Annotated in this window: 22 protein-coding genes; 14 read left to right on the top strand and 8 right to left on the bottom strand. The window is 61.8% G+C overall.

Features of this window, described 5'->3' with window-relative positions:
* Nucleotides 1-20 precede the first annotated feature (20 nt).
* Together OXH56_06990 and OXH56_06995 are read right to left on the bottom strand one after the other, a co-directional pair.
* Complete coding sequence (locus tag OXH56_06990) at nucleotides 21-785, bottom strand: phytanoyl-CoA dioxygenase family protein (GenBank protein MCY3555053.1); 765 nt, start codon at nucleotides 783-785, stop codon at nucleotides 21-23.
* Between the two features lie 30 nt (nucleotides 786-815).
* On the bottom strand, nucleotides 816-1,412 hold the full coding sequence (locus OXH56_06995; GenBank protein MCY3555054.1) for a GDSL-type esterase/lipase family protein: 597 nt from the start codon (nucleotides 1,410-1,412) through the stop codon (nucleotides 816-818).
* Nucleotides 1,413-1,701: 289 nt separating this feature from the next.
* Between OXH56_06995 and OXH56_07000 the strand changes: the two genes are divergently transcribed.
* Entirely contained in the window at nucleotides 1,702-2,709 is a 1,008-nt protein-coding gene (locus tag OXH56_07000; protein ID MCY3555055.1) for an NAD(P)-dependent alcohol dehydrogenase, read from the top strand.
* Between the two features lie 16 nt (nucleotides 2,710-2,725).
* On the opposite strand, the gene selD is transcribed toward OXH56_07000, so the two are convergent.
* Nucleotides 2,726-4,990 (bottom strand): selenide, water dikinase SelD, encoded by a 2,265-nt coding sequence (gene selD / locus OXH56_07005; protein ID MCY3555056.1) that lies wholly within the window; start codon nucleotides 4,988-4,990, stop codon nucleotides 2,726-2,728.
* 303 nt (nucleotides 4,991-5,293) lie between these two features.
* Between selD and OXH56_07010 the strand changes: the two genes are divergently transcribed.
* The 9 genes from OXH56_07010 to OXH56_07050 all read left to right on the top strand — a co-directional run bounded on the left by OXH56_07010 (nucleotide 5,294) and on the right by OXH56_07050 (nucleotide 17,088).
* Complete coding sequence (locus OXH56_07010; protein MCY3555057.1) at nucleotides 5,294-5,827, top strand: hypothetical protein; 534 nt, start codon at nucleotides 5,294-5,296, stop codon at nucleotides 5,825-5,827.
* 276 nt (nucleotides 5,828-6,103) lie between these two features.
* Nucleotides 6,104-6,838 carry an RraA family protein gene (locus OXH56_07015; GenBank protein ID MCY3555058.1) on the top strand — a complete coding sequence of 245 codons (735 nt, stop codon included), beginning with the start codon at nucleotides 6,104-6,106 and terminating at the stop codon, nucleotides 6,836-6,838.
* A 14-nt stretch (nucleotides 6,839-6,852) separates the two neighbouring features.
* Nucleotides 6,853-8,334 carry a sulfatase-like hydrolase/transferase gene (locus tag OXH56_07020; GenBank protein ID MCY3555059.1) on the top strand — a complete coding sequence of 494 codons (1,482 nt, stop codon included), beginning with the start codon at nucleotides 6,853-6,855 and terminating at the stop codon, nucleotides 8,332-8,334.
* Between the two features lie 69 nt (nucleotides 8,335-8,403).
* On the top strand, nucleotides 8,404-10,200 hold the full coding sequence (locus OXH56_07025) for a peptide ABC transporter substrate-binding protein (protein ID MCY3555060.1): 1,797 nt from the start codon (nucleotides 8,404-8,406) through the stop codon (nucleotides 10,198-10,200).
* 93 nt (nucleotides 10,201-10,293) lie between these two features.
* Nucleotides 10,294-11,118 (top strand): phytanoyl-CoA dioxygenase family protein, encoded by an 825-nt coding sequence (locus tag OXH56_07030; GenBank protein ID MCY3555061.1) that lies wholly within the window; start codon nucleotides 10,294-10,296, stop codon nucleotides 11,116-11,118.
* Between the two features lie 9 nt (nucleotides 11,119-11,127).
* A complete protein-coding gene (locus OXH56_07035) occupies nucleotides 11,128-12,477 on the top strand; it encodes a sulfatase-like hydrolase/transferase (protein MCY3555062.1) in 1,350 nt (449 codons plus the stop codon).
* 82 nt (nucleotides 12,478-12,559) lie between these two features.
* Nucleotides 12,560-13,960, top strand: a complete 1,401-nt coding sequence (locus OXH56_07040; protein MCY3555063.1) for a hypothetical protein — start codon at nucleotides 12,560-12,562, stop codon at nucleotides 13,958-13,960.
* 67 nt (nucleotides 13,961-14,027) lie between these two features.
* Entirely contained in the window at nucleotides 14,028-15,554 is a 1,527-nt protein-coding gene (locus tag OXH56_07045; GenBank protein ID MCY3555064.1) for a sulfatase-like hydrolase/transferase, read from the top strand.
* Nucleotides 15,555-15,771: 217 nt separating this feature from the next.
* Entirely contained in the window at nucleotides 15,772-17,088 is a 1,317-nt protein-coding gene (locus OXH56_07050; GenBank protein MCY3555065.1) for an anaerobic sulfatase maturase, read from the top strand.
* Nucleotides 17,089-17,091: 3 nt separating this feature from the next.
* On the opposite strand, the gene OXH56_07055 is transcribed toward OXH56_07050, so the two are convergent.
* Both OXH56_07055 and OXH56_07060 read right to left on the bottom strand, forming a co-directional pair.
* On the bottom strand, nucleotides 17,092-17,748 hold the full coding sequence (locus OXH56_07055) for a GPP34 family phosphoprotein (protein ID MCY3555066.1): 657 nt from the start codon (nucleotides 17,746-17,748) through the stop codon (nucleotides 17,092-17,094).
* Nucleotides 17,749-17,925: 177 nt separating this feature from the next.
* Entirely contained in the window at nucleotides 17,926-20,091 is a 2,166-nt protein-coding gene (locus OXH56_07060) for a TonB-dependent receptor (protein ID MCY3555067.1), read from the bottom strand.
* A gap of 481 nt (nucleotides 20,092-20,572) precedes the next feature.
* On the opposite strand from OXH56_07060, the gene OXH56_07065 reads away from it, so the two are divergent.
* Nucleotides 20,573-21,529: an outer membrane beta-barrel protein gene (locus OXH56_07065; GenBank protein MCY3555068.1), complete on the top strand. Its 957-nt coding sequence runs from the start codon at nucleotides 20,573-20,575 to the stop codon at nucleotides 21,527-21,529.
* A 164-nt stretch (nucleotides 21,530-21,693) separates the two neighbouring features.
* On the opposite strand, the gene OXH56_07070 is transcribed toward OXH56_07065, so the two are convergent.
* Entirely contained in the window at nucleotides 21,694-21,894 is a 201-nt protein-coding gene (locus OXH56_07070) for a cold shock domain-containing protein (protein ID MCY3555069.1), read from the bottom strand.
* A gap of 256 nt (nucleotides 21,895-22,150) precedes the next feature.
* On the bottom strand, nucleotides 22,151-23,839 hold the full coding sequence (locus OXH56_07075) for a M1 family aminopeptidase (protein ID MCY3555070.1): 1,689 nt from the start codon (nucleotides 23,837-23,839) through the stop codon (nucleotides 22,151-22,153).
* 44 nt (nucleotides 23,840-23,883) lie between these two features.
* Between OXH56_07075 and OXH56_07080 the strand changes: the two genes are divergently transcribed.
* Complete coding sequence (locus OXH56_07080; GenBank protein MCY3555071.1) at nucleotides 23,884-24,663, top strand: phytanoyl-CoA dioxygenase family protein; 780 nt, start codon at nucleotides 23,884-23,886, stop codon at nucleotides 24,661-24,663.
* 326 nt (nucleotides 24,664-24,989) lie between these two features.
* Here the strand turns inward: OXH56_07080 and mtnP are convergent, their stop codons facing one another.
* Nucleotides 24,990-25,853 carry an S-methyl-5'-thioadenosine phosphorylase gene (mtnP, locus tag OXH56_07085; GenBank protein MCY3555072.1) on the bottom strand — a complete coding sequence of 288 codons (864 nt, stop codon included), beginning with the start codon at nucleotides 25,851-25,853 and terminating at the stop codon, nucleotides 24,990-24,992.
* Between the two features lie 292 nt (nucleotides 25,854-26,145).
* Between mtnP and OXH56_07090 the strand changes: the two genes are divergently transcribed.
* On the top strand, nucleotides 26,146-26,391 hold the full coding sequence (locus tag OXH56_07090; GenBank protein ID MCY3555073.1) for a type II toxin-antitoxin system Phd/YefM family antitoxin: 246 nt from the start codon (nucleotides 26,146-26,148) through the stop codon (nucleotides 26,389-26,391).
* Nucleotides 26,381-26,758: a type II toxin-antitoxin system VapC family toxin gene (locus OXH56_07095; GenBank protein ID MCY3555074.1), complete on the top strand. Its 378-nt coding sequence runs from the start codon at nucleotides 26,381-26,383 to the stop codon at nucleotides 26,756-26,758. Before OXH56_07090 ends, OXH56_07095 begins: the two co-directional genes overlap by 11 nt.
* Nucleotides 26,759-26,778: the final 20 nt, after the last annotated feature.

The raw sequence follows: 26,778 nt of genomic DNA on the forward strand, positions 1-26,778 counted from the left end.
GTATTAATACGAAAACGTGTTTAAACACATCCTTCATAAGCCTTTCCCGATACCAGGTCGTACTCCGGCATGACGCCGTTTCCGATGAACTTCGAACGGGCATCCATGTAAGCGACGGTCAGGCCGATGCGACGGTCGTCGCTGGTATTGGCGTCGGTGCGGTGAAGCGCGAGGCTGTGGTGGAACGAGCAACTGCCTGCCTTCAAGGGTACGGCGACCTCCCGTTCATAGCCGACCTGGGCGTCCTCGACGCGAAAGTCCTCGAGATGCTTGTGCTCGATCACGCCGGCCCTGTGGGAACCGGAAATGAAACGCATGCACCCGTTGTTCTCGGTGGCGTCGTTCAGGGCGATCCAGCAGATCACGAGATTGGGCGGATCGATGCTCGTCCAGTAGGCCGAGTCCTGGTGGGGTGGTTTCGCCGATCCCACCCGGGGCGGTTTGCAGAGCGTCTGGTCCACGTAGATCTTGAGATCCGGACCGATCAGGCTTCGGACCACGCCGAGGATCTTCGGATGCCAGGCCAGTTCCTTGAATACCGGATCGTGTTTCGTCAGGTTCCAGATCTTGCGCACGTTGTTGAAGCGCACCGGATCAGCCTGCATTTCGCCGAGTTCCACGCGCGGTTCGATCTGAACGTATTCGTCCGGGAAATCGACCCGTTCGTTGCCGATATCTTCGAGCCGCTGGTGCAGCGCCTTGACCTCGAGCGGCGTCAGCAGGTCCTCGTAAGGGAGAAAACCCTGTTCGTTGAACTGGTCGATCTGTGCCTTCGTCAACGACACAACTTGCCTCCTTTAAGGTGCACTTGACCACTAAGGGGAACTGAACCACCACGCGGACCAGGCAAGAACCAGCTCCGCTAGCGCAGAGTAACCGCCATCGGCCGGATGAACGCGGTCGCCAAGGACCGCTTCGCTCTGCCAGACACCGCCGACATGCAGTTCGTGGATCACTTCGAGATAAGGCACGCCGACCCTTCCGGCGATCTCTCCGACGAGTGAGGAAACTTCCACCCTTCTTCCGTGTTCGTCTGCATCGGTCCCGGGTGGCGGTCCGATCATCAACGTGGGAAACAGGGAGCGTGCGCGTGACAGGATCTCTTCGGTGTTGCGAATGGTGTCGGCGCGGTCCACGCGCGTATTCCCGTCCACGATCCAGCAGTCGTTCGCGCCGAATCCGAACACCACCCGGCCGTCGTGAGGTATCAAACGCCGGGCCTCCACTTCCCGTTCCCAGCGCCGGAGCACGTCGGTGCTCGTATCTCCGCGGATGCCCAGGTTATAGCAGGTGATGGCATTCTCATCGGACCGCGACGCGGCACACGCCCGTCCCGGCCAGCCGAGATAAGCCGGGTCGCCGGTACCGTTCACGTAGGAATCACCGATAAAGTAGATGCGGATGTCGTTCAATGCCGTTCGGTCCTCTCTGCCTGTCCCAGGTCCGGTCCGTTGTACTGATCCGCCATTCCATCTGGTCTCATGGGAAATCCACCCACCGGCCGGTTGGTTTTGCACGCCGATCAAGGGCGTGAACGTCGCCATAAGCATACGAATTCACGCGGTAATTATCAATTGCCAATTTCGCCGCGATATGGAAAATTGACCACGGAACGACGTATTGAATAGACCTTCAACAACCGTGATGGGTCAACAACCGCGATTGTAGGTAAAGTGAAGGAATAGATGATGGATTGCACCCATGCGCGCATACGTGATTGACCACGACCAGCTTCGCCTGGTCGATCTGGCGGAACCGGGAGAGCCCGGTCCCGGCGAGGCGCTGGTCAGGGTCCGGTCCGTATCGCTCAATTACCGGGACCTCATGGTCGCCAGGGGCCGATACGGAAAACCCTTCGAGGGCAGGTTCGTCGCCGGGTCCGACATGGCGGGCGACGTGTTGGAAACGGGAACCGGAGTGTCGGGCATCCTGCCGGGCGACCGGGTCGTGAACGCGCCGTTCATGCGCTGGCCCGCCGGAAGACTCACGCCCGACCGGATGAAGACCCTGGTGGGTGCGGGCGGCGTAGACGGCGTACTGTGCGAGCAAGTGCTGTATCCCGCGGACGCCCTGGTTTCCATGCCGTCCCACTTCTCCTACCACGAAGGCGCTACGTTGCCCATCGCCGGACTGACCGCCTGGGCTTCGGTCGTATCTCAGGGTCGACTGCAGGCAGGGGAGTGGGTCCTCCTGCACGGCACGGGCGGAGTGTCCGTGTTCGCTGCACAACTCGCGAAACTCACTGGGGCGCAAGCGTTATTAACCACGTCATCCGAAGAAAAAGCCCGACGGATGAAGGATGAATTCGGGGTGTTGGAGACCTTCGATTACAGAGACGATGATTGGCCGGAGCAGGTACGTTCCTATACCGGCGGTTCCGGTGTCGACCTGGTCGTAGACGTGGCGGGCGGCCAGACTTTCGCGAAGTCCCTGAAAGCCTGCGCGCTGCACGCCCGGATTTCCCTCGTGGGCATCCTGGACGGTTTCGAGTCCCGCCTCAATCCCTTCGACATCATCGGCAGGCAAATCCAGATACGAGGGATCTACACCTCAACCACCGAAGACCTGCACGATCTGGCCAGGGCCTGCGAAGCGTCGGGACTCAGGCCCTGCATCGACCGGGTATTTCCCTTCGATAAAGTGCCCTCGGCCTACGATTACCTCGAATCACAACGACATATCGGCAAGATTGTGTGTGCGTTGCCGTGACGGGGCCTATGAGGGTCTAGCGGATCTTCAGGTGCCGTTTTCGGTCGGTCACCCGACCAATGCAGGCCGCCTGGGCGTAACCGGCGTCCCGCAGTTTTACGAGTACCTCGTCGATACGGGCGGCAGGCACGCCGGCCAGCAGTCCACCCGAGGTCTGAGGGTCGAAGAGGAGGGCGTCCTCCGCGCCAGGTCCCGACTCCACCTGCCATCTCTTCCGCAAATGTTCCCGGTTGGACGGCGCCAGTGTACTTTCCACGCCGGCAACCACGCAATCCGCCGCACCGTCGTAAAGCGGTATACCGTCGATTTCAATCTCCGCACCCGTGCCGCTGGCCTCAAGCATTTCTACGAGGTGTCCCGCCAGACCGAAGCCGGTCACGTCGGTGACGGAAGGAATGCCGGCTTGCGCAAGTATACTCGCCGCCTTCGCATTGGACCGCAGCATGCCTTCGAAGACTTCGTCGACCCAGCTTCCCTTGGCCTTGAGGTGCATGTCGGCCGCCAGGATGACGCCCGTGCCGACGGGCTTGGTGAGGATGAGCCCATCACCGGGACGCAGCCCGCCCTTCCTGAATACGGCGTCGCTGCCGGTCAAACCGTTCATGGTTACGCTGACGGCCGTCTCCGTTCCCTCGCTCGTATGCCCGCCGAGGAGCGTGACCCCGAGGCGCCGGGCTTCTTCCGCGATGCCGCCCATGAGCTGTCTCAGGTCGTTCGCCACGAGCGGTTTTTCCGCGTAGGGCAGCGTGACTGTAACCAGTGCGGAGTGGGGTTCGGCTCCCATGGCGTATAGATCGGACGCGGCGTGGACAAGGGCGATGCGACCGAAGAGGTGCAGGTCGCCGGTAAAGGCGCGGAAGCCGTCCACGGTCTGTACCAGCGACCGGCCGGGAGGGATCACAAGCTGCGCTGCGTCGTCGGCGTCGTGCAGGCCGATCCGCACGTCCTCCCGGTCGAATACTTCCAGTTCGTCAAGCACGCCGGTCAAAACGGTCGAACCGACCTTGGCGCCGCACCCGGCGCAGCGCATGGCCGACACTTCCGGGCCTTCGCCGGCTTCTTCACCGGTGAGATGCGCCTCGCGGTCGGACGGGGCATCCCTGGCGCGTGACCCCGAGTCGGCCGGGTCCATGGGCGGCAGCAGGGCGGGGTCGAACTTTCGCATCCAGCGCCGGTCGATCCAGTCCTTCAGCCGCCACACCCACGGGCCGTGGAAGGAGGCGTGGCGCCGGCTCGCGACGGCGTTCCGCGTCCCGGTCATGAGCAGCGCGAGCGAGGAAGCCTGGGGTCTGTATGGAACCAGGGATCGGTGCTCGAGCCAGGCATGAATGTTTCGGGCCAGGACCGGTCCCTCCCGTACCGCGTATACACCCGATTTGGGCAGGGAACGGGAAGGAAATTCGATACAATCACCCGCCGCGAACACGTTGTCGAAACCCATGGCCTGCAGGGTGGGCCGGACGCGGATGAACCCGGCACCGCAGGTCTCCAGGTTTGTATCCTTCAACAGACCGGGAGGCGCTCCGCCTGTTGCCCAGAGCAGGAAGTCGCAGGGCAGGGACGGATGATCCTCGAAATGGACCGCTGTTTCGTCCACACCCGCGACGCGCAGGCCGGTAAGGCATTCGATCCCCTTTTCTTCGAGGTACCGCCCAATGATCGCGGCGACCCGGGGACGGTGCCCGGTCAGCAAAGTCGCCTGCGAATCCACGAGGGTGATCTGGACGGGCGCGAATCGTTCTTGCCATCTCGAGTGCATGGCGAAGGCCAGTTCCACGCCCGCCGCACCGCCTCCCGCGATGACGATCCGCAACGGCCGGCCGTCGCTCCGGTGGTTTTCCTCGAACTGGTGAACCCGCTTCAGCAGCAGGCCGAGCGGCCTCGTGGGCACGGCATGTTCCCGCACCCCCGGTGTGTCCATGCCCCTGGGGATCGAACCGATGTTGATCGAAAGGACATCGTAGGCAAGGGGAGGACGGCCGTCGTCGAAATGAACCTGCTGGAGAGCCGGGTCGAGGCCGGCCATCCGGGCCCGGACGAACCGGACACCCGCCCAGTTGCACAGCGGCCTCAGTTCCATTTCCATCTCGTCGGGCCGGTACAGGCCGGCAAGGCAACCGGGCAGCATACCGGAATAGCAGGCGGTGGATTCATCCGAGATAAGCGTGACGCGGATGCCCCCCAGGGCCTTCTTCATGGCCAGCATGCGGATCACCTGCACGTGGGAATGGCCACCGCCGACGAGCACGAGGTCTTTTTTGAATGGGATAGTCTGGTTCATGATAGTTTCTACATTGTATCGACACCGTATCGACGGTCGCATGGTATCGGACGCCTTCGAGACCCGAGCAATCCGGCGACCGCGAGGGTATGGAATATACAGAGCGTAGACGTGCGGCCAAAGACCATAATGACTGAGGAATGCCTCTGACGGATGATCAAAATGTCCGCTTTGCGGCGTCAATAAAGCAACCTGGTCGACCTTGACACGTTCAGTAGATTATCCTGACGAAGCGGCCATTCCCAAACTCGGTGAACCGCGTGCGAGACGTCCTGAGGTAAACAACTTACAGAGGGAGCATCCATGGCGTTCAACATCAGGAAGCGGGGCAAGTTGACCTACTATTACCACGGCGAAAACCCGGTGCTGTCGGCCCTGGTTACGGAAGCGCAGCCGGACGGTGACCTGAAGATCTACTTCGCCGGACTCACGGGCGGTTATTCCGCCAAGGGCGTGCTGGAGCGGGATGAACTGGTATCGATGGAACCGGACCAGGAGATCCCCCTGGTCTTTCAGAGCTGGGAGAAATGGCTGATCGATGCCGGCCTGTGCAAGTCGCTGCGGGAAATCGACTTCATCGAAGTGCACGCCTTCGGGTGCCAGCCCAAGTCGCCGAATCCTCTCGTGGACCCGGTGGGATACGCCGCCGAGCAGGATCGGCTGAAGGAAGCGTACGCCCGGGCGTACAGCAGCTTCTTCAGGGACTACCTGCCGGCCAACGGCGTGCCGTGCCGCTTTACGGTCCATCTCGTCGACGTCCCCGACAAGGCAGCGTCTTACGAGTTCTACTCCACGGCCCTGTGGCAGCGGTCGCTCCAGTCCGGATCGTCCGGATGACTTGTGCGGAAACGGCCCGTCGAAACCGTTTGAGTTCTTCGACCGACCGGGCGATGGACTGGCGTGACACCCGGCTGTTCACGCAGTCTAGTCATCGAGGCACCCGGGCTGATTACCGGCTTGACACCCCGTCGAATCAGGATCATATTCACCGGGTTCATTCCACCGATTTGACTGACCGATATTGCCGTCTGACTTAACGGTCTGATTTAGCCGTCTGAATGGACGGCCTGATTTCCTACCTCTTCTCCGTACGCACCCCGGAAGGAGCGATGCATGGCCGCGCGGTCCCCGCAGGAGACGCTGGAGGCGCTGAAACGGTTCGACACTCCCACGATCACCAACGTGGTGGCCACCTATCCCACCCATCCCCTCTGCCTCGGCCTCTACAACCCGTGGGAGGTAAACTGGTACACGGACCAGTCCATTAAGTGCATGTATCCCGAACTCGGTCGGACCGTGGGTTACGCCGTCACCTGCGTCTTCGGCCTGCCCGAGCCGGGTTTCAAGAACCTCTCCTTCATCGATGTCATCGATGCCCTTGACGCATCTCCCGGACCGACGATTCTGGTTATCCGGCAGAATTTCCCCGCGGAGATCGCCGGAAAAGTGGGATTGGCGGGCGGGAACATGACGGCGGCCGTCAAGGCCGTGGGTTGCGTCGGCGTGGTCTCCAACGGACCGTCACGTGACATACACGAGATCCGGCCGATGGAGGTCCAGTACCTCCTCAGCGGCGTCACACCGGGTCACGGGGACCAGGCCGTGCACGCGGTGAACGTGCCCGTATCCGTGGGCGGCATGGACGTGGCGCCGGGCGAGATCATCCACATGGACGAGAACGGCGCGTGCAAGTTTCCCGCTAACAGGATGGACGCGGTGCTCGAGAATGCCACGGCGCTCGCGGAAGAGGAAGAAAAACGCATCGATGCCTTCGAACGCGCCCGGTCCGCAGATGACATCAAGGCGATCCTTGGCGGACACAGCTACGGCAAGAAAGAAGACGAATAGAAAGTTGACCAAAAATGAAATGCGTATTTATCGTCCTTGATACCGTCCGCCGGGATTACCTTTCGACTTACGGCAACGACTGGGTGCATACGCCCGCCCTGGACCGCCTGGCCGAACGAGGCGTCGTTTTCGACAATCACTGGGTGGGTTCGCTGCCCTGCATGCCCGCGCGGCGGGAGTTCATGACCGGGCGGTACAACTTCATCTACCGGGGATGGGGACCCATCGAACCTTACGACGATACGCTGCCGGGCGAGTTGCGGAAGAACGACGTCTTCACCCACCTTCTGACCGATCATTACCACTACTTCGAACTCGGCGGCGAGAACTACCACACGGCGTTCAACACCTGGGATTTCTATCGCGGCCAGGAAAACGACTGGTGGGCGTCCCACGTAGACCGCATGGCCCTGCCCGACCACCTGGGGCAACTCAGCCTGCAGAATTTCGGCAACCGCAAGCTGCAGCAGCGCGAGGAGGACTTCTCCGGTCCGAAGACCGCACAGGCGGCCATAGAGTGGCTGAAGACGAACCGGGCGTCCGACGACTGGTTCCTGCAGGTCGAGATCTTCGATCCCCACGAGCCCTTCTATTGCACCGAGAAGTACCGGGCCTTGTACGGCGACGATTACGACGGACCGTTCTACGACTGGCCCAGTTACGACGAGGTCCATGAATCCCCTGAGGCGGTCGAACACATCCGGAAGTGCTACGCCGGACTGCTCACGATGACGGACCACTGGGTGGGCAGGATATTCGACACGCTCGACGACCTGGGACTATGGGACGATACGCTGGTCGTGTTCACCACGGATCACGGGACCATGCTGGCGGAGCATGATTTCTGGATGAAGAACATCATGCCCCTGTACAACGAGATCGTTAGGATACCGTTGATCGCAAGCCTGCCCGGCAACGAGCGGGCCGGCACGCGCACCGGAGCGCTCACGCAGACCATCGACCTGATGCCGACCTTTCTCGACTACTTCGATACTTCACTGCCGCCTTACGTCCAGGGACGGTCCCTGCGCAAGGCGCTGGACGGCGACGGTCTACGGGCGGACGGCATCTTCGGTTACTTCGGGATGGCCATGAACTTAACGGACGGGAGGTACGTCTACATGCGCAACCCGGTCAACGAGGACGCGGGCCCGCTGTACGCGTACACGGCCATGCCCACGGGCGGTTTGAACCGCTGGTATCCCAGGGAGGTGTACGACCGGGTCGAGACGGGCCGGTACTTCGGCCACACCTATAACCTCCCATTGTACAAGATCCCCACCGAAGGCAAGGTGCCACGACATCACCCCGACGAGGCGTCCCACGCGGGGAGGAACCAGCTGTTCGACGTCGCGGCGGACCCGGCGCAGCAGCACCCCATCGAAGATCCGACGCTGGAAGCCCGGTTCACAGAACGGATCGCCCGGCATCTGGAAGCCTGCGAGGCCATGCCGGAACAGTTCACCCGCCTGGGCATCGACCCGCCCGGAGTGTAGGCAGACGAACCATCCGCCCGGAGCGTAGGCCGACGTAACCATACGCCCTGAGCTTAGGATGCCAAGATCATGAACCAAACTCGACTCCTGCGACGATTCCCGGCGACGCTCCTGCTCGCCTTCGCGCTGATGTTCGTGAACTGCGGCGGTCAACCGGCGCCGGAAGATCCCGATGAAAGCGCTCCCGAGCTGTTCTTTGGCCAGACCGCTGAAATGAAGGAGGCAGCCCACGCCGCGCTGATGGAGCGCCTGCCCGACGACGCCGCGCCCCTTGAATACCAGGTGTTCCGGTACATGGCCGCGGAACCCAAGAGCATGGACCAGGGCGTTTCGATCTACGTGGCGGGCGGGAGCGAATTCCACTTCGAGCGGCTCGTCATGTTCGGACTGAACGGGGAACTCATCCCCGGCGCGGCGCAGTCGTGGGAACCCTCCGAGGACGGCAAGACCTGGACCTTTCACCTGCGCCGGGACGGCCGATGGAGTGACGGCCGGCCCGTCACGGCCCAAGATTTCGAATTCACCTTCAAGCGTTTTCTCCATCCCAACGCGGGCAACGTCTACGCTTTTCTCTATTACGACATCAAAGGCGCAAAGGCCTACAACCAGCGGGAAACGGACGACGTAGACACCGTGGGCGTTACGGCCCTGGACGACTACACCCTGGTCATCGAGACGGAGCAGTCCTGCGCATTCCTGCCCCATATCACCGCTTACCTCACCTCCGCACCCGTCCCGCCCTGGCAGGTGGAGAAGTACGGGGACCAGTGGGCCCTCGCCGGCACCTGCCTGACCAACGGACCCTTCCAGCTCGAGACGTGGAAGACGGGCCAGTACATGACTTTCGGCCTGAACCCTCATTACACCGGGTCCAATCCCGGGCATCTCCGACAGATCGTGCGCATATTCAACGCCATGGTCGGCTCGGTGAGCGCGGCGAACGACATGGGACTGCTGCCTTACGAGAACGACGAAATCGACGTAATCGACATAAGCCCCATGGTCTACGGCGGCCTGCGCGACGACCCGGAGTGGAACGAACGGGCGTGGTCCTACGACCAGTTTACGACGGTTTATCTGTTCTTCCGGACGCGCCAGCCCCCCTTCGACAACCTCAAGGTCCGCCAGGCCTTCGCCCACGCCATCGACCAGGTGTCGCTGAACGAAACGATTCTGCAGGATATGATGATCCCGGCCTATACCATGCTGCCGCTCCATTTCCCCGGTTATGTGGGAGACAAGTACCGGGACCACCAGCGGTTCGACGCGGATCTCGCCCGGCAGCTGCTTGCCGAAGCCGGCTATCCGGACGGCAGGGGGTTCCCGCGGATGGATATCTGGCTCGCCGACGCCACGCCCGCTTCCGCCATCAGCCAGGTAGCCCAGGCGATCCAGGAGATGCTCAAGGAGAATCTGAACATCCAGATCGATATCCGGAATACAGAAGGCGCGGCGTACAGGTCGGCCATGTACAACTGGGAGTTTCCCATGAGCATCATCGGGTTCAACTACGACTTTCCAGATCCCCACAGCATGCTGGGCATCATCTGGCGGTCCCAGCCCAGAGGCTACACGCGCCACGACTGGCTGAATCCGGAATTCGACCGGCTGATCGACGCGGCCGCCGGAGAACTGAACCACGAGGCGCGCATGACGATGTACGACGAGGCGGAGGGGATTCTTGCATCGGAGGCCGCGGCGGTTTTCCTGTGGCATGTCAAGGCTTACCAGTTGCGCAAGCCCTGGCTGAAGGGGTTCCGGGAAGATCGGTGGGGCAACTTTCCTAATTACCGGAATGCGAACACGTACTTTGACCTCTACATCGGTGAAGAGGCCGTGGGCAGCGACCGGCGCATAGACTACTGAGACATCCGGGCGATATGCACGCTTTGACCGGCGCATAGATTACTGAAGCGTCCGGGCGATATGCACGCTTTGACTGAAGGATCGATTACTGACATGGATAACGGACACCAGTACACCGCGATGACCGACGCGCAGCGGGAACACATCGACCAGTACGGCTACCTGGTCATTGAAGACGCGCTGCCTCCCGCCGTCGTTACCGAACTGAACGGGGCCATCGACGAAGTGTACGACCAGGCCCGGAAGGAAGGCACGCTTGGGAAAGGCGGCGATCTGAACCAGCGAAACTGCATTGTGGCCCACGACGCCTTCCTGCAACTGCTGGACTGGCCGTCGACCATTCCCCTGGCCTGGGGCGCGCTCAGCTGGAATATCCAGATGATCACCTCCCACCTCATCGTACTGCCATCGGGACCGGAACCTACCGAGGAGGCCAAGCGCGGACACGGCATGCACCGTGACGGCGGCCGGTCATTCGTGGAAATGCAGGAACCCCATCCCCGCATCCTGCTGAAGATCGCCTACGTGCTCAGTGACCAGACGGATCCTTCATCGGGGGCCACTTCCCTGGTGCCCGGCAGCAACCGGATTACAGGGGAGCCGCCCAGGGACCCGGACACGGGATGGCCCTACGGCGCCATCCAGATGAACCTGCCCGCCGGCAGCGCCTTCCTGTTCGAGCAGCGCACATTCCACAGTATCGGACACAACTGGAGCGGCCACGACCGCCGAACCATCTTCATGGGCTACGCGTACCGCTGGGTCAAGCCCATGGATTATATCCAGATGCCGAAGTCCCTCGTGGACCGCTGCTCGCCATTGCAGAAACAACTAATCGGCGAAGTGGGAGACGCCCTCAGTTACTACCTGCCGGAAGACGAGGATGTCCCGCTGAAGGCGTTCCTCGCCGGGAAATGATACCCGCCCATGGCCAATGTCCTCCTGCTCATCTCCGACGAGCACAACCCTTTCTATTCCTCGGTCTACGGCCATCCTTTTGTTCAGACGCCAGCCATGGACCGTCTCGCGGAAAACGGGGTCGTCTACGATAGCGCCTACTGCCCGTCGCCGCTGTGCACACCCAGCCGGTCCGCCTTCATGTCGGGGCGCAGGGTGCACGAGATCCAGGCCTATTCCAACTGCATCCTAGGTGTCGAACCGGACATACCCACCTACGGAGGCGCCTTGTCGGAAGAGGGCATATGCTCCGTGCATGTGGGCAAGACGCACGTCTTCGCGCCGAGCGGTGATTTGGGTTTCAGCGAGGTGCGCCTCGGCGGAAGGGAACGAGGCGCCGGCGATCCGGAAATCGGTCGACGGCCCTTCCGGATCAGGCGGGACGCCGCGGGACGGGCCGCCCAGTTCGGGGTAAAGGAGTCCCATCTCCGACTCGACCTGGATCGCGTCGACGCGGCCGTGGATTGGCTGACGCACGCCGCGCCTTCGCTGGAGCGGCCCTGGACGCTCACGGTGAACATCATCCATCCCCATTTCCCCCACTACACCTCGCAGGAGCTGTGGGATCTCTATCCCCAGGGCGGCGATCTGCCGGAATATGGTTCCGAAGAGGAAACGGCCGGCCATCCCCGGGCCCGAGAAGTGCGCGAACATTTCCAGGCGGACCGGTTCACCGAGGCCCAGGTGCGGGGCCAGCGCCGAGGATACCTCGCGTGCGTGACCTTCGTGGACCGGCAACTTGCGCGCCTGGTCGAAGCGCTGCAGGCAGCGGGCCTCTACGACGATACCAATATCATCTACACGTCGGACCACGGGGAAATGCTCGGGAAGTTCGGCATGTGGTGGAAATGCTCCCTCTACGAAGACGCGAGCCGCATCCCCTGCATCGCGGCGGGACCCGACTTTGAAGCCGGGTTGCGGGTTTCGACGCCCGTGGACCTCCACGACGTCCAGGCGAGTCTATTCGCATCGACAGGCGCCGAACGGCCGACAGACTGGGTGGGCCGTCCCCTGCAGCATGTGGCCTCGGCCGATGACCGGCGCGTCGTGTTCTCGGAATACCATGGCCACGGGGCGAGACACAGCGCCTACATGATCCGTAGAGGAAAGTGGAAATACATCCATCATGTCGATGCGCCCCACCAATTGTTCGATCTGGATAGAGATCCCGATGAGCTTCAGAACCTGCATGAAGCCCATCCGGCGGTCGCTGCCGACCTGGAAAGGGAACTCCGTTCTATCTGCGATCCCGAGGCGGAGGATGATCGCGCGGACCGGTTCATCGAGGCGCAGCTCGAGTCCATGGCATCCGACGACTGAATGACGACCACCAACTGAAAGACGACCAACGACTGAAAGACGACCAACGACTGAATGACGACCGCCGACCTACCGGTGACAGATGAGTGAAAATCGACTGCTGGGCATCACCGTTCTGGCGGATTTCATCCTGAACGAAGGGGTGGAGGCCGTGCTGGACAACCTGGTGGACCGGGCGGGCGCCACGGCCGTGGCGGTGAATCCCACGGTGACCGCGCCGTCCGAGGAAGGTGTCGGTTCCTTCCAGCCGCCCAGCGACGCCGGCAGCAGTCCACGCCTCTTCGACCGGCCGCTCTGGGGCCGGCGTTCGCTCTGGGTCCGGAGCGCACCGAGCTACCGGCCCCGCCTGTCGTACTATGATGACACCCCGTACGAGCCCCGAGAACCCAACGAACTGACGGACGCCCACGGCGACCTGATCAAACGGTTCATCGACGCGGCGCTGGGCCGCGGGCTCAAGGTCTATCTGCAACTGAGCGGTGCGACGCCGCCGGGACTGTCGGATGAGGACCGGCCGAGGAGGCCGGACGGGCAGCTGCCGGATCGCATGGCCGACACGGGCTGCCTGGCCGGCGAGGCGATCCGGGCTTACATCGACGCCTACGTGCGGGACCTGCTCGAACAGTATCCCCGCGTAACCGGCTTTCGGCCGGACTGGCCCGAGTACCCCTGTTACAAGCTGGACGAGGCCTTCCAGGATTTCAATCCCCAGGTGGCGCGGTGGGCCTCGGCCAACGGGTTCGACTTCGAAGTCATCCACCGGGACGTGCTTGCGGCCTACGAATACCTGCACGGAAGGCTCGAAAACCGGGACCTGCTCGACTTCAGCGGACCCGGCCGGGGCGCGGCGACGCTGGCCGCCGTCTTCCGGTCCTTTCCCGGCATCGTGGAATGGCTGCGCCTGAAATCAGCCCTGTCAGGCGACCTGCTCCGGCACTGGAGATCGGTCATCACGACGCACGGTGGTCCGGGAATGGAGCTTTCGGCCAACGCCTTCATGACGCCCCTCACCCTGTGGACCGGCTTCGATTTCCGCAAGGCGCCGGAGATCTGCGACGCGGTTTCCCCCAAGCTGTATACTATGCACTGGTCGGTCATGGTGGAATTCTGGGGTCGGGTGCTGCTGGAGCACAATCCCGGCCTGGACGAATGGCTCCTGGTGCGGTCGCTCGCCCATCTCTTCGACCTCGGAGACGAAATCACGGCCACCCGGATCGACGATTACGGGTATCCCGGTCCCGACGAGCCCCATCCTATCCCCGATGACGCCCAGCGGCGGCGCATCGAGCAGGTCTGCGCGGAGGTGAACGGGCGCGCGCTCGTCACGCCGCTCATGCACGGTTACGGCCCCCTGCATGATTTCGCCCGCCGTTTCCGGGTCGTAGCGGAAAGTCCGGCCGACGGCGTGTGGATCAACCGGTACGGGTACTTGAGCGACGACAAGCTGGACGCGGTGGGGCGCATCTGGCGGCAGGCCCGATGAGCGCCCGCATTTCCGAACGCATTTATCGTGCAGTCGGCCGACGCCGCCGACGCCAAGAGGAAACCCGATGACCCGTCCCAACATCCTCTTCATCATGACAGACCAGCAGCGTTTCGATACGATCGCCGCGCTGGGCAATGAGCATATTTACACCCCCAACATGGACCGTCTCGTACGGCGCGGCGTGTCGTTTACCCAGGGCTATTCGACCTGTCCCGTCTGTGTGGCGGCGCGGACGACCATCCGTACGGGAAGCGATCCGCCCACTACCCGCGTATTCAGCAACGGCCGGTCCGCGCCCGTACCCGGCCAGGCCGATACGCTCGAGGGCAGGTGCGGAGACTATCTCGCCCGCACCCTGTCGGCAGCGGGATACCGGACCTTCGGCGTGGGGAAGTTCCACACCTTCCCGTGGGACGAGGACGTGGGTTATGCGTCCCAGCTCCACAGCGAGGAACTCTACGGCAGTGAGGAACAACGGCGCGGAGACGCCTACGCGGGCTGGATCGCCCGCGAGCATCCGGATTTCGACTATATCGAGGCGCTCATGGGAGAGCGAACCGAAATGTACTACATGCCACAGGTGAGCCCGCTGCCCGCCCACCTGACCGTGGAATCCTGGGCCGCCGACCGCGCGATCGACGCGTTGCGCGCGTCCGACGACCGGCCCTTCTTCGGTTTCGTGTCCCTCATCGGTCCCCATCCGCCCTTCGCGCCGCCCGTGCCCTTCAACCGGATCTACGACCCCGACCGCATGCCGGGTCCGGTCCGCGGCGATCTTTCGGTGGACCACCTGGACGAGCAGATTCCCTTCATGAACCGGATTATCTGGGCAGATGAAATCAACGACGCGCAGACCCGTGTCCTGAAGGCCCGGTATTACGGAGAAATCACCTACATCGACGATTGCCTGGGCCGGATCCTGGACACCGTCGAAGCCCGCGAGGACGCCGGCAACACGCTCATCTGCTTCTTCTCCGATCACGGCGACCATCTCGGGGATCATACTGCGTGGCAGAAGGAGAGTTTCTTCGACGTCTCCGCCCGCGTCCCCTTCCTCGTAAGCTGGCCCGACCGCCTTCCGCGGGACGTTTTAAGGCACGACCTCGTCTGCCTGACCGACCTCTTCGCCATCGCCACCCACGCTGCAGGACGGACCCAGGTGCGCGACGGGGTGGATGTGCTCGGCGTGTTGAAAGGCAGCACCGCGCCCAGGAAAACCCTCTTCGGATATTACGGCGAACCGGGGACGGACCGGTTCAAAATCATGGTACGAAGCGGCGATTGGAAGTATATTTACCTGGCGAACGGCGGCAGGGAGCAGCTGTTCAACACGGCCGAAGACCCGGCCGAAGTGGCGAATCGGGTCTCGTCCGACCGGGATGTCGCAGGCGAGTTGTACCGGCGCGGCGTGCAGGCTTGCGGGCATCCGGGCGCTTCAGACGCCCTGGACGGCGACCGCCTGCGGTCCTTTCCCTACACGAAGTGGAAGGCCGCGCGCATCTACCAGTTCGATCGGTCGCGGGGCGTGCAGGGGTTTCCTGGTCATCCGCGCGATGTGCTGAATCCGTGGATCCGGCACGGTCGGCGGTAGCCCCGGATTGCCAGTGCGGCCGGCGATAGTTCCGGGTTGCCAGCGCGGCCGGCGATAGCCCCGATATCCTGGAAATCCTGGATGTTTTAATGCTGCAGGTCCGAATCTGCATGAACGAAAAAACCGAGGCAACACCGTGAACCCAGTCGACGCAACCTCCGCGGTCCCGGCATCGTCCATGCCCTCGGCCGGAGGAGATCCGGTCCCGGCATCGTCCATGCCCTCGGCCGGAGGAGATCCGGTCCCGATCCCGGCGTTTCACGTGATGATGAAACCCCGGGGGGCCATCTGCAACCTCGACTGCAAGTACTGCTATTTCCTCGCCAAGGAGGATTTGTACCCCGAAAGCGGGTTCCGCATGTCCGACGAACTGCTCGAGGAGTACACCAGGCAGTACATCGAAGCCCAGCAGGTGCCGGAAGTCACTTTTGCCTGGCAGGGCGGCGAGCCTACGCTCATGGGCCTCGAGTTCTTCCAAAAGGCCGTCGAACTCCAGAAGAAGTACCAGAAACCCGACACGCGCATCTTCAATTCCCTGCAAACCAACGGCACGCTACTCGACGCGGACTGGTGCCGTTTCTTCCACGAAAAAGACTTTCTGATCGGCCTGAGCCTGGATGGCCCCCGTGCGCTGCACGACGCCTACCGGGTCGACAAGGGCGGCAAGCCGACCTTCGACACGGTGATGGGCGCGGCGGAGATGATGCAGGCAAGCGAGGTGGAGTTCAACATCCTGACCACGGTGCACGCGGCGAACGCGGAGCACCCCCTGGAAGTCTACCGCTTCATGCGGGACGTGGTCAAGACCCGGTTCCTGCAGTTCATCCCCATCGTGGAGCGGGACAACGACACGGGGTACCAGGAAGGCAACGACGTGACGGGCCGGTCAGTGACGGGGAAGCAGTACGGCCGGTTCCTGATCCGGATCTTCGACGAATGGGTGCGCCGGGACGTGGGGAAAATGTACGTGCAGATCTTCGACGTGTCGCTCGCCGCCTGGTCCGGCCAGAGCCCGGGATTGTGCATTTTCATGGAGACCTGCGGCGATGCCCTGGCCCTGGAACACAACGGAGATCTCTACGCCTGCGACCACTATGTCGAGCCGGACTACCTACTGGGAAACATCACCGAGATCCCGATGATGGAGATGGTCCTGTCCGAGCAGCAGCGGGACTTCGGTCAGGCCAAGCTGGACACGTTACCGCAGTACTGCCTGTCATGCGATGTGCGGTTCATCTGCAATGGGGGATGTCCGAAGAACCGCATCATCACGACGCCCGACGGCGAACCGGGCCTGAACTACCTTTGCGAGGGGTACAAGGCCTTCTTCCACCACATCGACGGCCCCATGCGTTTCATGGCCAACGAACTGCGCCACCGGCGGGCCCCCGCCAACGTGATGACGTACATACGCCGGCGCGAAGCCGAACTCAGCATGCAGAAAGCGTTCCGGACGGCGGGGAGAAACGACCCATGTCCGTGCGGAAGCGGCCTGAAGTTCAAACGGTGCCACGGTCGGCAGGCCGGCGCCTGAACCCTACATATAGTATCCGCGTTCCACCGCGAGGGTGAGGGACAGTTCGATGTCCGAGATCGCCCTCGACATGGCCTGGCCGATGAGGTCCAGCTTGCGCACCTGATCGATGCGATCGGCGGCCTGGGCGAGTTCCCGCGAGGACAGGATCTCTTTGAAGAGGTTGCACGCGTGGGCAAGGTTGATGATCACCACGTCCCGCGGGCTGGGGATCATATCGCTGAACAGCACTTCCATGATGCGGAGCTTGACTTCACGCTCGGCTGTTCCATCGATGATGGGATAGCGCCGCGACCGGAACACCCACAGGAACTGGCCTTCTTCCTTTTTCAGGATACCCCGTTCGACAAGCCGGTCGATGGCCGTCTCCCGGATGTCTTCGGCGCGGTCGACGACGTGCTCGATCCAATACCGCGCCCCGTGCGTTTCGGACGACGCCGCGATGTCCGCCAGCACGGGATCGAGAAGATTGTCTCCCAGGGGTTTCGAATCCACGAGGACCAGCTTGTCGACATCGGTATCGATGCGGTTTTCGAGGGCGAGGTCCATCAACACGCCACCGGCGAGACCGTATCGTAGCAGACGGTCGGGCACGCCCACGAATTTCCCGTCGTCGTCGAGCATGAGCAGCAGGATCTCTTCCGCGAATCTTAACATCATCTCTCCCCGGTCGTTGTTCGAGTTTCGTAGGTGCCGCTGGTATCCCCGCCATCTGGAAGATTTCGCATGAGATTTCAGCCAGCCACAGTTTACTTTACTATGTGAAACATTAATACGTGTTCGATTTCATGCCCGGTGTCAAGGGAATAAAGCGTCTCCAGCGCCTGCGGGCTCGAATCAGAAATGACGCGCGAGTTCCACGCCCCAGTAAGGCGGTTCGTTGACGAATCCGGTCAGGTTGTTGAAATCTATGCCGCCGGTAAGCGATACGTCATCGAAAATGTTTCGGCCGACCAGGGAAATCTCCGTCCCGCTGTTCCCCACCAGATAGGAGAGGCGCACGCCGCATTCCAGCAAACGGTCGTCCTGGAATTCCACGGATTCGTAGAGGAAGAAGCGCACCACGCTGCGGAAGGCCAGGTCGGCGGAGGCAATAAGATAGGACCCGCCCGGCAGGGCCAACGGATAGCGCAGGGCCGCATCCGCGATCCATCGAGGCGCCTGGGGCAGCCCGTTGCCGTCGATCAGGACCGTACCGGGCTCAGGACCGGCTGGATCCAGCACGGTGCACGGCGCGCCACATGGCTGCACGGCGAGTCGCCTATCGTCTATTCGGGTATGGTTGTAACTCAGTCCGCCCGTTATCTGTAACCCGCCCGGAGACGCGAGGGCCACCTCCGCCTCGAACCCCCGTCCCAGGGTCCTGTCCGCGTTGACCAGCCGGTTGAAGTTGGTCTCGCCGCCCACGGCGGTGAGTTGCTGGTTCCGCAGCCGGTAGTGAAACGCGGACAGATCGAGGCGAACCCGTCCGTCCCACAGACGCATTTTGGCCCCGCCTTCGATGGAGTGTATCGTTTCTGTATCGGCTATGGAGACCTCGTCGCCGAAGAGCAGGCGGCCCTGGATGCTCGGTGCGCGAAAACCCCGGGCGGCGCGCACGTAGGTCTGGACCCGGGGCGACGCGGCATACCGCATGCTCAGGTCGCCGCTCCACGCGTTGTCGGTCGGATTGCGCCGGATGGGTCCTATCGTGCCGGCTCCGGTGACCGCGGGCGCTTCGTCCCGCCACGCAGCATAGTCCTTCGCGTCGTGGGAAAACCGAAGCCCGCCGGCAATCTCCAGCGCGTCTCCCAGGTGCAGGGTGGATGCGAGGAACGCGGCCCACGCCTCAGCCTCCTGGTGCTGCCGTGTGAATCCGTCGGAGGTCCCGCCGGAGAACGTATCGTAGTTGTAATCCTCGATGTCCACCGATTCACTCAGGTAGTACAGGCCGATCTGGTAGTCCAGGGGCCGGTGTTCCTGGCTCACCAGGCGTAATTCCTGGCTGATCTGGCGCAGAAAGGGAATACCCCCCGACGTCTCGGAGGGGAAGGGTATAACCCCCGGTCCGCTGGGGAGGCTGAATACCGCGCCGAAGCCGCCGTCGATATCACCGCGGGCGAAGCTTTCGAGGCGTTCCATGCCGGTCAGGGACACAAGTTGGTGCCGGTCCATCTGGTACCGCAATTCCACTGACATGCCGTGGGCGCGCAGTTCCTGGCTGTTGCGGCCGTCGATTGCGATCCGGTCCCGGGAGAATCCTTCCACCAGGCCGCCGCGGCCGGGTTTGATGGCATTGGCGCGGAACGCCCGCGCGGAGCCGTCAAAGTCACGGGCATGGAGCTTGACCAGCGATTCGAAATTCAGCGACGGTTTCCAGCTCAACTGGAGGCGACCGGCCAGTTCCCGGTAGCCGGCAATGGCTTCATTCGGACCGTCGTTTTCGTTATTAACCCAATCGTCCCGCCGCTGCAGCAGCACCGAGAGCCGTGCCGTCAGTCCGGAGGATCCGAGCGGTCCCGATACCGCTCCTTCGAAAACGGCGCTGTTGTAGCGTCCGTAACCCAGGCGGCCGAAACCTTCGAGCGCTTCAGTCGGCCGCGCCGATTCCAGCTTGATGATTCCCGCCGGCGTGTTCCGGCCGAACAGAGTCCCCTGGGGGCCGCGCAGGACCTCGATCCGGTCCAGGTCGAAGGCGGGATAACCCTTCAGCATGACGTTTTCCAGCACGATGCCGTCATAGACAACGGAAACGGGTTGCGACGCGTTCAGGTCGAAGTCCGTATTGCCGAGACCCCGAATGTAGATACGCGGAAATACCCGGCCGTAGGAGGACTCCAGCTGCAGGCTGGGCACCCGGTTCGAAAGGAATCGCATGTCCATGCCGGAAGCGCGAAGGGCGGTAGACTTCGCTTCCTGTATCGTGGACAGGGACAGCGGGACTTCGAAGGCGGGCTGCGCACGCTTGCGCGCCGTGACTACGACTTCCTCCATCTCGAAGGCGGGCTCGTCGGTCGGGCTCATGCTTTGCGAACTTGCCTGCTCGAATTGGCCGAGAGATTCGGACTGGTCCGGTTCCTCGGGCGTCGGTCGGTTATCCTGTGCGGCTGACACGCCGGTGGAGAAGACGAACGCCAGGCACAGGAACGTCCGCAGGGTAGTGGTAGTGCCTGCGTCCGATGCACACAGCCGGTTACCGCGTAGGGAAGGAAACAATTTGCAGGTATTCATTGGTCTTCGTCCCGGGGTATGCAGGGTTATAAGTGAGGTAATTCATGCCAGTTACGGATGCGCCGAAACAAGTCGAAATCATCCGGCACACCCATCGAACCGGACTGGAAATCTGGATGGATCGATACGTCCTGTCAAGCCCAACGTCGCTGATAAGGGAGAGGACATACAACACATTCTGAAGGTCGGGACGTCCCTTCGAAACTGCTTGTAGCCGAAAGCGGACACCGCTATTTTCCGCCACATCATAACCACCCTCTTACCAGGAGAACGGATGAACATGAAGATATTCCACGTCATACCGGCTCTTTGCGTATGCATCACGGCACTCCTGTCCTTCCCGCCCGAATCGGCCGCACTGGACCAGCAAGACGAAAGCCGCCGGGGATTCTACTTCGGCATGCAGACCGGCGTATCCCTGCCCGGAGAGTACGAATCCACGAGAACAAACACCCGGAGCGTACCCACCAACTGCGATCAGTGGCTTCCCGGAGAGATCCTGAACGACGGAACCCCGGTTCCCCTGCCCCTGTCCGAGTGTTCGCCGCGCCTGTTTCCCGGGAGTCCCAACGGATTCGACCTGGGAAAGGGCATCCTGGCCGGTGTCCAGGCCGGTTATGCCCTGGGGGCCCTGCGTATCGAAGTCGAGTATTTTCGCAGAGGACAGCGCGGAGCGTTCCTGCCGCTGGTCATCCCGGGCGACGCGAAACAGGCCGAATTCGTGGAACGCAGCGAGAAGATCAGCGATTTCCGGACGGACAACCTCTTCGCGAATCTCTACTACGACTTCCGCGGCATGCTTTCACCCAATGCAACCCCTTACCTGGGCGTGGGCGCAGGTTTGGCGCAACAGAAACTGTTCTACTCGGCGGTCTCCGTCCGGACCAACGACCGGGACCGGATGCGGCAGCTGGGACGCAACAGCCACGCCGCCGGGCTGGCATCGCTCGCCGATGCGAAACTCTCCGACAGGATTTTCAGTTTCCAATTCCTCGCCGGCGTGGACTACGCGGTGGACGAGCGGTTCTCGGCCGGCCTGAAACTGCGGTACGGCAGTGTCGGCGAGTTCCTGGATGGTGAGAATCCCTGGAGGTTGCTGCGGGGACACGAATCCACTGTGGGGCCGACATCGGGAACAGGTTACGATATGCCCATCCAGTACGAGATCAAGGGGAACCCCTCGCATTTCTGGGGGATATCGCTGGGTCTGCGGTATCACATAGGAGGGTAGGGGCTAACGGACGCAATGTTCGACTGGATCGGACCGGTGGGTCATTGGCCGGTATTCGCTGTGACTGGCGTCAGCTTCGGTAAACTTGCTTAACCCCAAATAAAACGGGCGCCGGAACAGTTTGCTCCGACGCCCGTGTCGTTTCGTCTGGGTTCGTTACCGCTTTACTGCTTTACGACGTTTGCGGCCTGGAATCCCTTGGGCCCTTCCGTGATATCGAACTCTACCGCATCACCTTCCGAAAGGGACTTGAAACCCTCTCCCTGGATCGCGGAGTAGTGTACGAAAACATCATCGCCACCATCGTGCTCGATAAAACCATAGCCCTTGTGGTCGTTGAACCACTTTACTTTACCGACTGCCAATATTGCTCACCACCTTTCAGGCATGTATAGATACATCTACAACGAAGTCCCTGTTCGACTTACACCCGCATATAGAAAAACGGCAGGACCGTTGGTTCTGATCCGTGCCGCATCGTCTTTTGTATTATACGATCATGCAGGAGACAGAGACAAATCCTGATAGTCAATAAACCAGAACTTCTGGAAAAGTCAACACTTTTTTATTGTCACATAGATTGTTGCGACAGATCGATGGCCTTCCGGCTTGCTTGTCCGTCTAACCCTCCCCCTGCCTCACCCGGACCTCCATCAGCAGCCAGGCATCCGGGTCGACCAGGACGTCATCGGGTGCTCCGTCCAGTTTGAAGCGAAATTCGTGCGACCGGTCATGAAGCTCGACCTGCCGGCGTTCCTGCCGGTCTTTCGCCACGAAGGCGAGCGTTACGGGAAGCCTGAATGCCTCCTGAGGCTGTGTCTGCCGCAGGCGTACCGATACCTCGCCGCGCTGTTCGTCCCAGGACCAGGTCACTTCGACCACGGGATGGCCCGCGCGGTAGATCCACTGGTCGAAGAACCACCCCAGGTCCTCTCCGTACCGGGTTTCCATGACGGACTGAAAATCCCGGGTCAGCACGGTCTGGTCACGGAACCGGGCATAGAACTCCCGTATGCCCCGGAAGAAGGCCTCGTCGCTCATCAGGCCCCTGAGCATGTGGAGCACCAACCCGCCCTTGCTGTAGTTGTAGGCGTTCAGCAGGTCGAACAGGTCGGTGATGCCCGGATTGAAGATAGGGGCCGGAGCGCGGCGGTCCGCGGCGAAAACCCGGGACCGGCTCCGTGCCAGCATTTCCTGAAACCGCTCGTCGCCGTCGGCCTCTTCGTAGAACACGGCGCCGAAGTAGGTGGCGAACCCTTCGCTGAGCCACAGGTGGTGCCAGTCGGACTCGGTCACCGAGTCGCCGAACCACTGGTGGACGATCTCGTGGGCGACCACGGCTTCGTTCCGTCTGGTGCCCGTTATGGAATGTTCCGAAAAGAAGATGGCGCTGGCGTTCTCCATGCCGCCGAAACGGGTGGAAGACTGCACCAGCGCGAGTTTCGCATAGGGATAGGGTCCGAACAGGTCGGTGTAGAAGGCCAGCATGTCTGTGGAACGGGCAAAATCCGTGGTTCCCGCGTCCCGGTCGCCGGGAAACAGGTAGTACGAAACGGGGATCCCCCGCCAGGACCCCGACCGGACGATGGCAAATTGGGCCGCTCCGACCACCATGCAGTAGGTGGGTATGGGCGCGTCGGTTTTCCAGTGCGTTCGCTTTCGGTCCGGCGAGACGGCCGCCGTCTCGATCATCCGGCCGTTGGCCACGACGTCGTAGGCCGCGGGCGCGGTGACGATGAATTCGACCGTGGCCTTGTCATAGGGGTGGTCGACCCCGGGGAACCAGTGACGGGCCCGGTTCGGCCAGTTGTCCGCGAAGACCGACCGGTCGCCGAACTTGTTCGGCTGAATGAATAGCCCGTCCACGGGTTCTCCGCGATACGAGACGATCACCGTGACCGTGTCGCCCGCCGCGTAGCTTTCCTCGAATGTTATGCTCAGCCGGTGGTCGCGATGCGTAAAAGCCGCGGTACTGCCGCCGACCGTGACCCGGTCCACGGTGAGCGGGCCCAGGTCGAGAGCCAGGACCTCCCGGCCGCCGGCCAGCATCTCCGCCAGGATCGTGGTCTCGCCCTGGATGGCCCGGCCGGTTTCTCCAAACTCCAGCTGGATCCGGTAATGGAGGATATCCACATCTTCCATGCGGGGGTAGCCGTCGTTGGCCAGGGCCGCTCCGGGCGTCAGGCCCAGGACGAGCAGTGCAGTCATCGGAGTGAGGCTGAAGACAAGCAGCGCCGCCGCGACGGTCCTATTGCTGATCCGCTTCTTCACGTTGTGTTCCTCCTTGACACGCTCCAAGGTCCGTCTCATATATTCTCCGCACAAACCCACCTTAACCGACAGGATGGATGGCCATGGTCCGTCTGACCGACGACGACATCCGGTTTTTCGTCCGCGAGGGCTACCTGATCAAGCGCGGCGTCCTCGATCCCGATCTGATGGCCCGGGGCAGGGAACGCATGTGGAGCAACCTGCCGCCGCCCCTCGAGCGCGACAAACCGGAAACCTGGATCGGTCCTTTCCCGGAGCCGGTCGACGACAGCGCTTCCCACCGGCACCAGTTCATGTGGAAGTACCGCAAGCCGGGCGGAGAGGACTGGATGGTCCGACTCCTCGCAACCGATCCATCCGTGTTGGGCATGGCTGAGCAGTTACTCGGCGAGGGCAAGCTGGTCGAACCGGACCGGATCCGCGGCATTTACTGCGTCCTGCCCGAAGGCGACGCGCCACCCCGTCCCATGGGTTGTCACGTGGACGCCCACCCCTTTCACCTCGGCGTCGTGGGGTATATCGACGACGTGGAACCCGGAGGCGGTGGATTTACCGTATGGCCGGGCAGTCATCGGGTTTTCTACCAGGATTTCACCCGTCGCTACGTCTTCGACAAAACGCCAGAATACCAGGCCCACAAGGACGAGGTGAGCCAGATACCCCCCAAGGACTGTCACGGCAAGGCCGGCGACATTGTATACTGGCACCACCGCATGGGCCATTCCGTCGGCCACAACCGGACCGGCCGGATCCGCCAGGCAGTCCTTTACGACTACAAGCGGGCCGACCTGGACGAGGACGCGCCTCCCGGGGACGACATGTGGGTAGACTGGCCCGGTGTCCGTGCCGTTTTGGCACCATGACATGTGGGTAGACTGGCCCGGTGTCCGTGCCGTTTTGGCACCATGACATGTGGGTAGACTGGCCCGGTGTCCGTGCCGTTTTGGCACCATGACATGTGGGTAGACTGGCCCGGTGTCCGTGCCGTTTTGGCACCATGACATGTGGGTAGACTGGCCCGGCGTCCGTGCCGTTTTGGCACCATGACATGTGGGTAGACTGGCCCGGCGTCCGTGCCGTTTTGGCACCATGACATGTGGGTAGACTGGCCCGGCGTCCGTGCCGTTTTGGCACCATGACATGTGGGTAGACTGGCCCGGCGTCCGTACATCACACCTCTCTTGATGCTCTACTCGAAATAACGGCCCACGATCGGCCTCAGCTTCTCCAGCGTGCCGGCGGGCACCGCGTCGCGGTCGGAAACGATGGCATTGGCCAGCGCGTTGTGACAGTGGCACGTCCTGTCCAGCGGTATGGCCGGCACGACGTGGCGTATGACCTGGCGCGCATGTTCCACGTTCGCATTCAGGTTCTCGATGATCATGTCTACAGTGACGGAATCGTGTTCCTCGTGCCAGCAGTCGTAATCGGTCGAACACGCGATGGCGGCGTAGCAGATCTCTGCCTCCCGGGCAAGCTTGGCTTCCGGCGCCGCCGTCATCCCAATGACCGAAAACCCCCAGCCCCGGTAGACGTTCGACTCCGCTTTGGTCGAGAACTGCGGTCCTTCCATGCAGAGGTAGGTACCGCCGTTGTGTACGGTCAGGCCCGTCGATTCGGCGCCGGCGACGAGCAATTCACGCAGTGGTCCGCAAAACGGCTCGCCCAGGCCTACGTGCACCACGAGGCCGTCGCCGAAAAAGCTCGTCGTGCGGTGCCGGGTATGGTCGTACAACTGGTCCGGTATGACGAAATCCCGCGGGCGTATTTCTTCCTGGAGGCTGCCCACGGCGCTTACCGAGATAATCCACCGAACCCCCAGCGTCTTCAGCGCGAAGATGTTCGCCCGCATATTGATTTCGGACGGTCCCAGGCGGTGGCCCCGGCCGTGGCGGGCCAGGAACGCTACGCGGCGCCCCTCGAGGGTGCCGGTCACGATGGCGTCGCTGGGGTCGCCGAAGGGGGTGTCCGGCCGGACCTCCTCGAGATCCGTAAGCCCCTCCATCCCGTAGAACCCCGTGCCGCCGATGACGGCGATCTGTGCTTCGGACATAGCCGTGTCCTCCTGGTGATCCATTGCGCACCGCCGCGATGTGCCGGGTGGCGCCGACCCATAACATGGCCAGTTATTGATTCCAGCTCTCGATCATCAGACCTGGCATGTCGCCCGGGCAGGATAAGATGAAAAAGCGTCCGGCGGGGCGTCAAGGAACATCTTCAGATGGTTGCTCCATATGCGTGTTCCACGAATCCACGCGCAGGCCGGTGACCGATCGGGAATCCAGTTTTCACTTGACGCCTTTCTCCTGACTGATCATATTAAGTGTACACTTCAAGAAGGAGTCATGAAAGCATCCATACTTGACCTGCGACGACGCATGAGAGACGTTTTGCGCGCGCTTGACCGCAACGAGTCGGTTACGATTTACTATCGAGGCAAGGAAAAGGCCATTCTATCTCCCAGCCGGCATCAAACGGACAAATCCGTAAAAAACCATGAAGCGTTCGGGATGTGGCGAGATCGAAAGGATACAACTGACGTCGATGCTTACGTACGCAATCTGAGAAAAGGCCGTTTGGATGATTTTTGATACCGATGTGATGATCTGGGTTTTCAGGGGTCACGAAGGCGCGGCGCAACTTGTCGAAGATGCGGATGACCGGCGGATATCATTGGTTACCTACATGGAGTTCATCCAGGTTGTCAGAAACCGGCAAGAACTGAAGAAAATCAAGAACCTCCTCAGTGATCTCGCCTTTCAGACGCTGCCTCTCACCGAAAACATCGGACATAGAGCGTCCGTCTACATGGAAGAATACACGCTCAAGACGGCACTATACCTTGCCGATGCGCTGATCGCGGCAACTGCTGTTGAACATCATTTGACCCTATGTACGGCCAATCAAAAACACTACAGGGAAATCAACGACCTCAATCTTAAAACCTTTCGTTCCTGACGGTGTCTGTCACGACTGAT

The organism is Gemmatimonadota bacterium, assembly GCA_026702745.1.
GTDB lineage: Bacteria > JAAXHH01 > JAAXHH01 > JAAXHH01 > JAAXHH01 > JAAXHH01.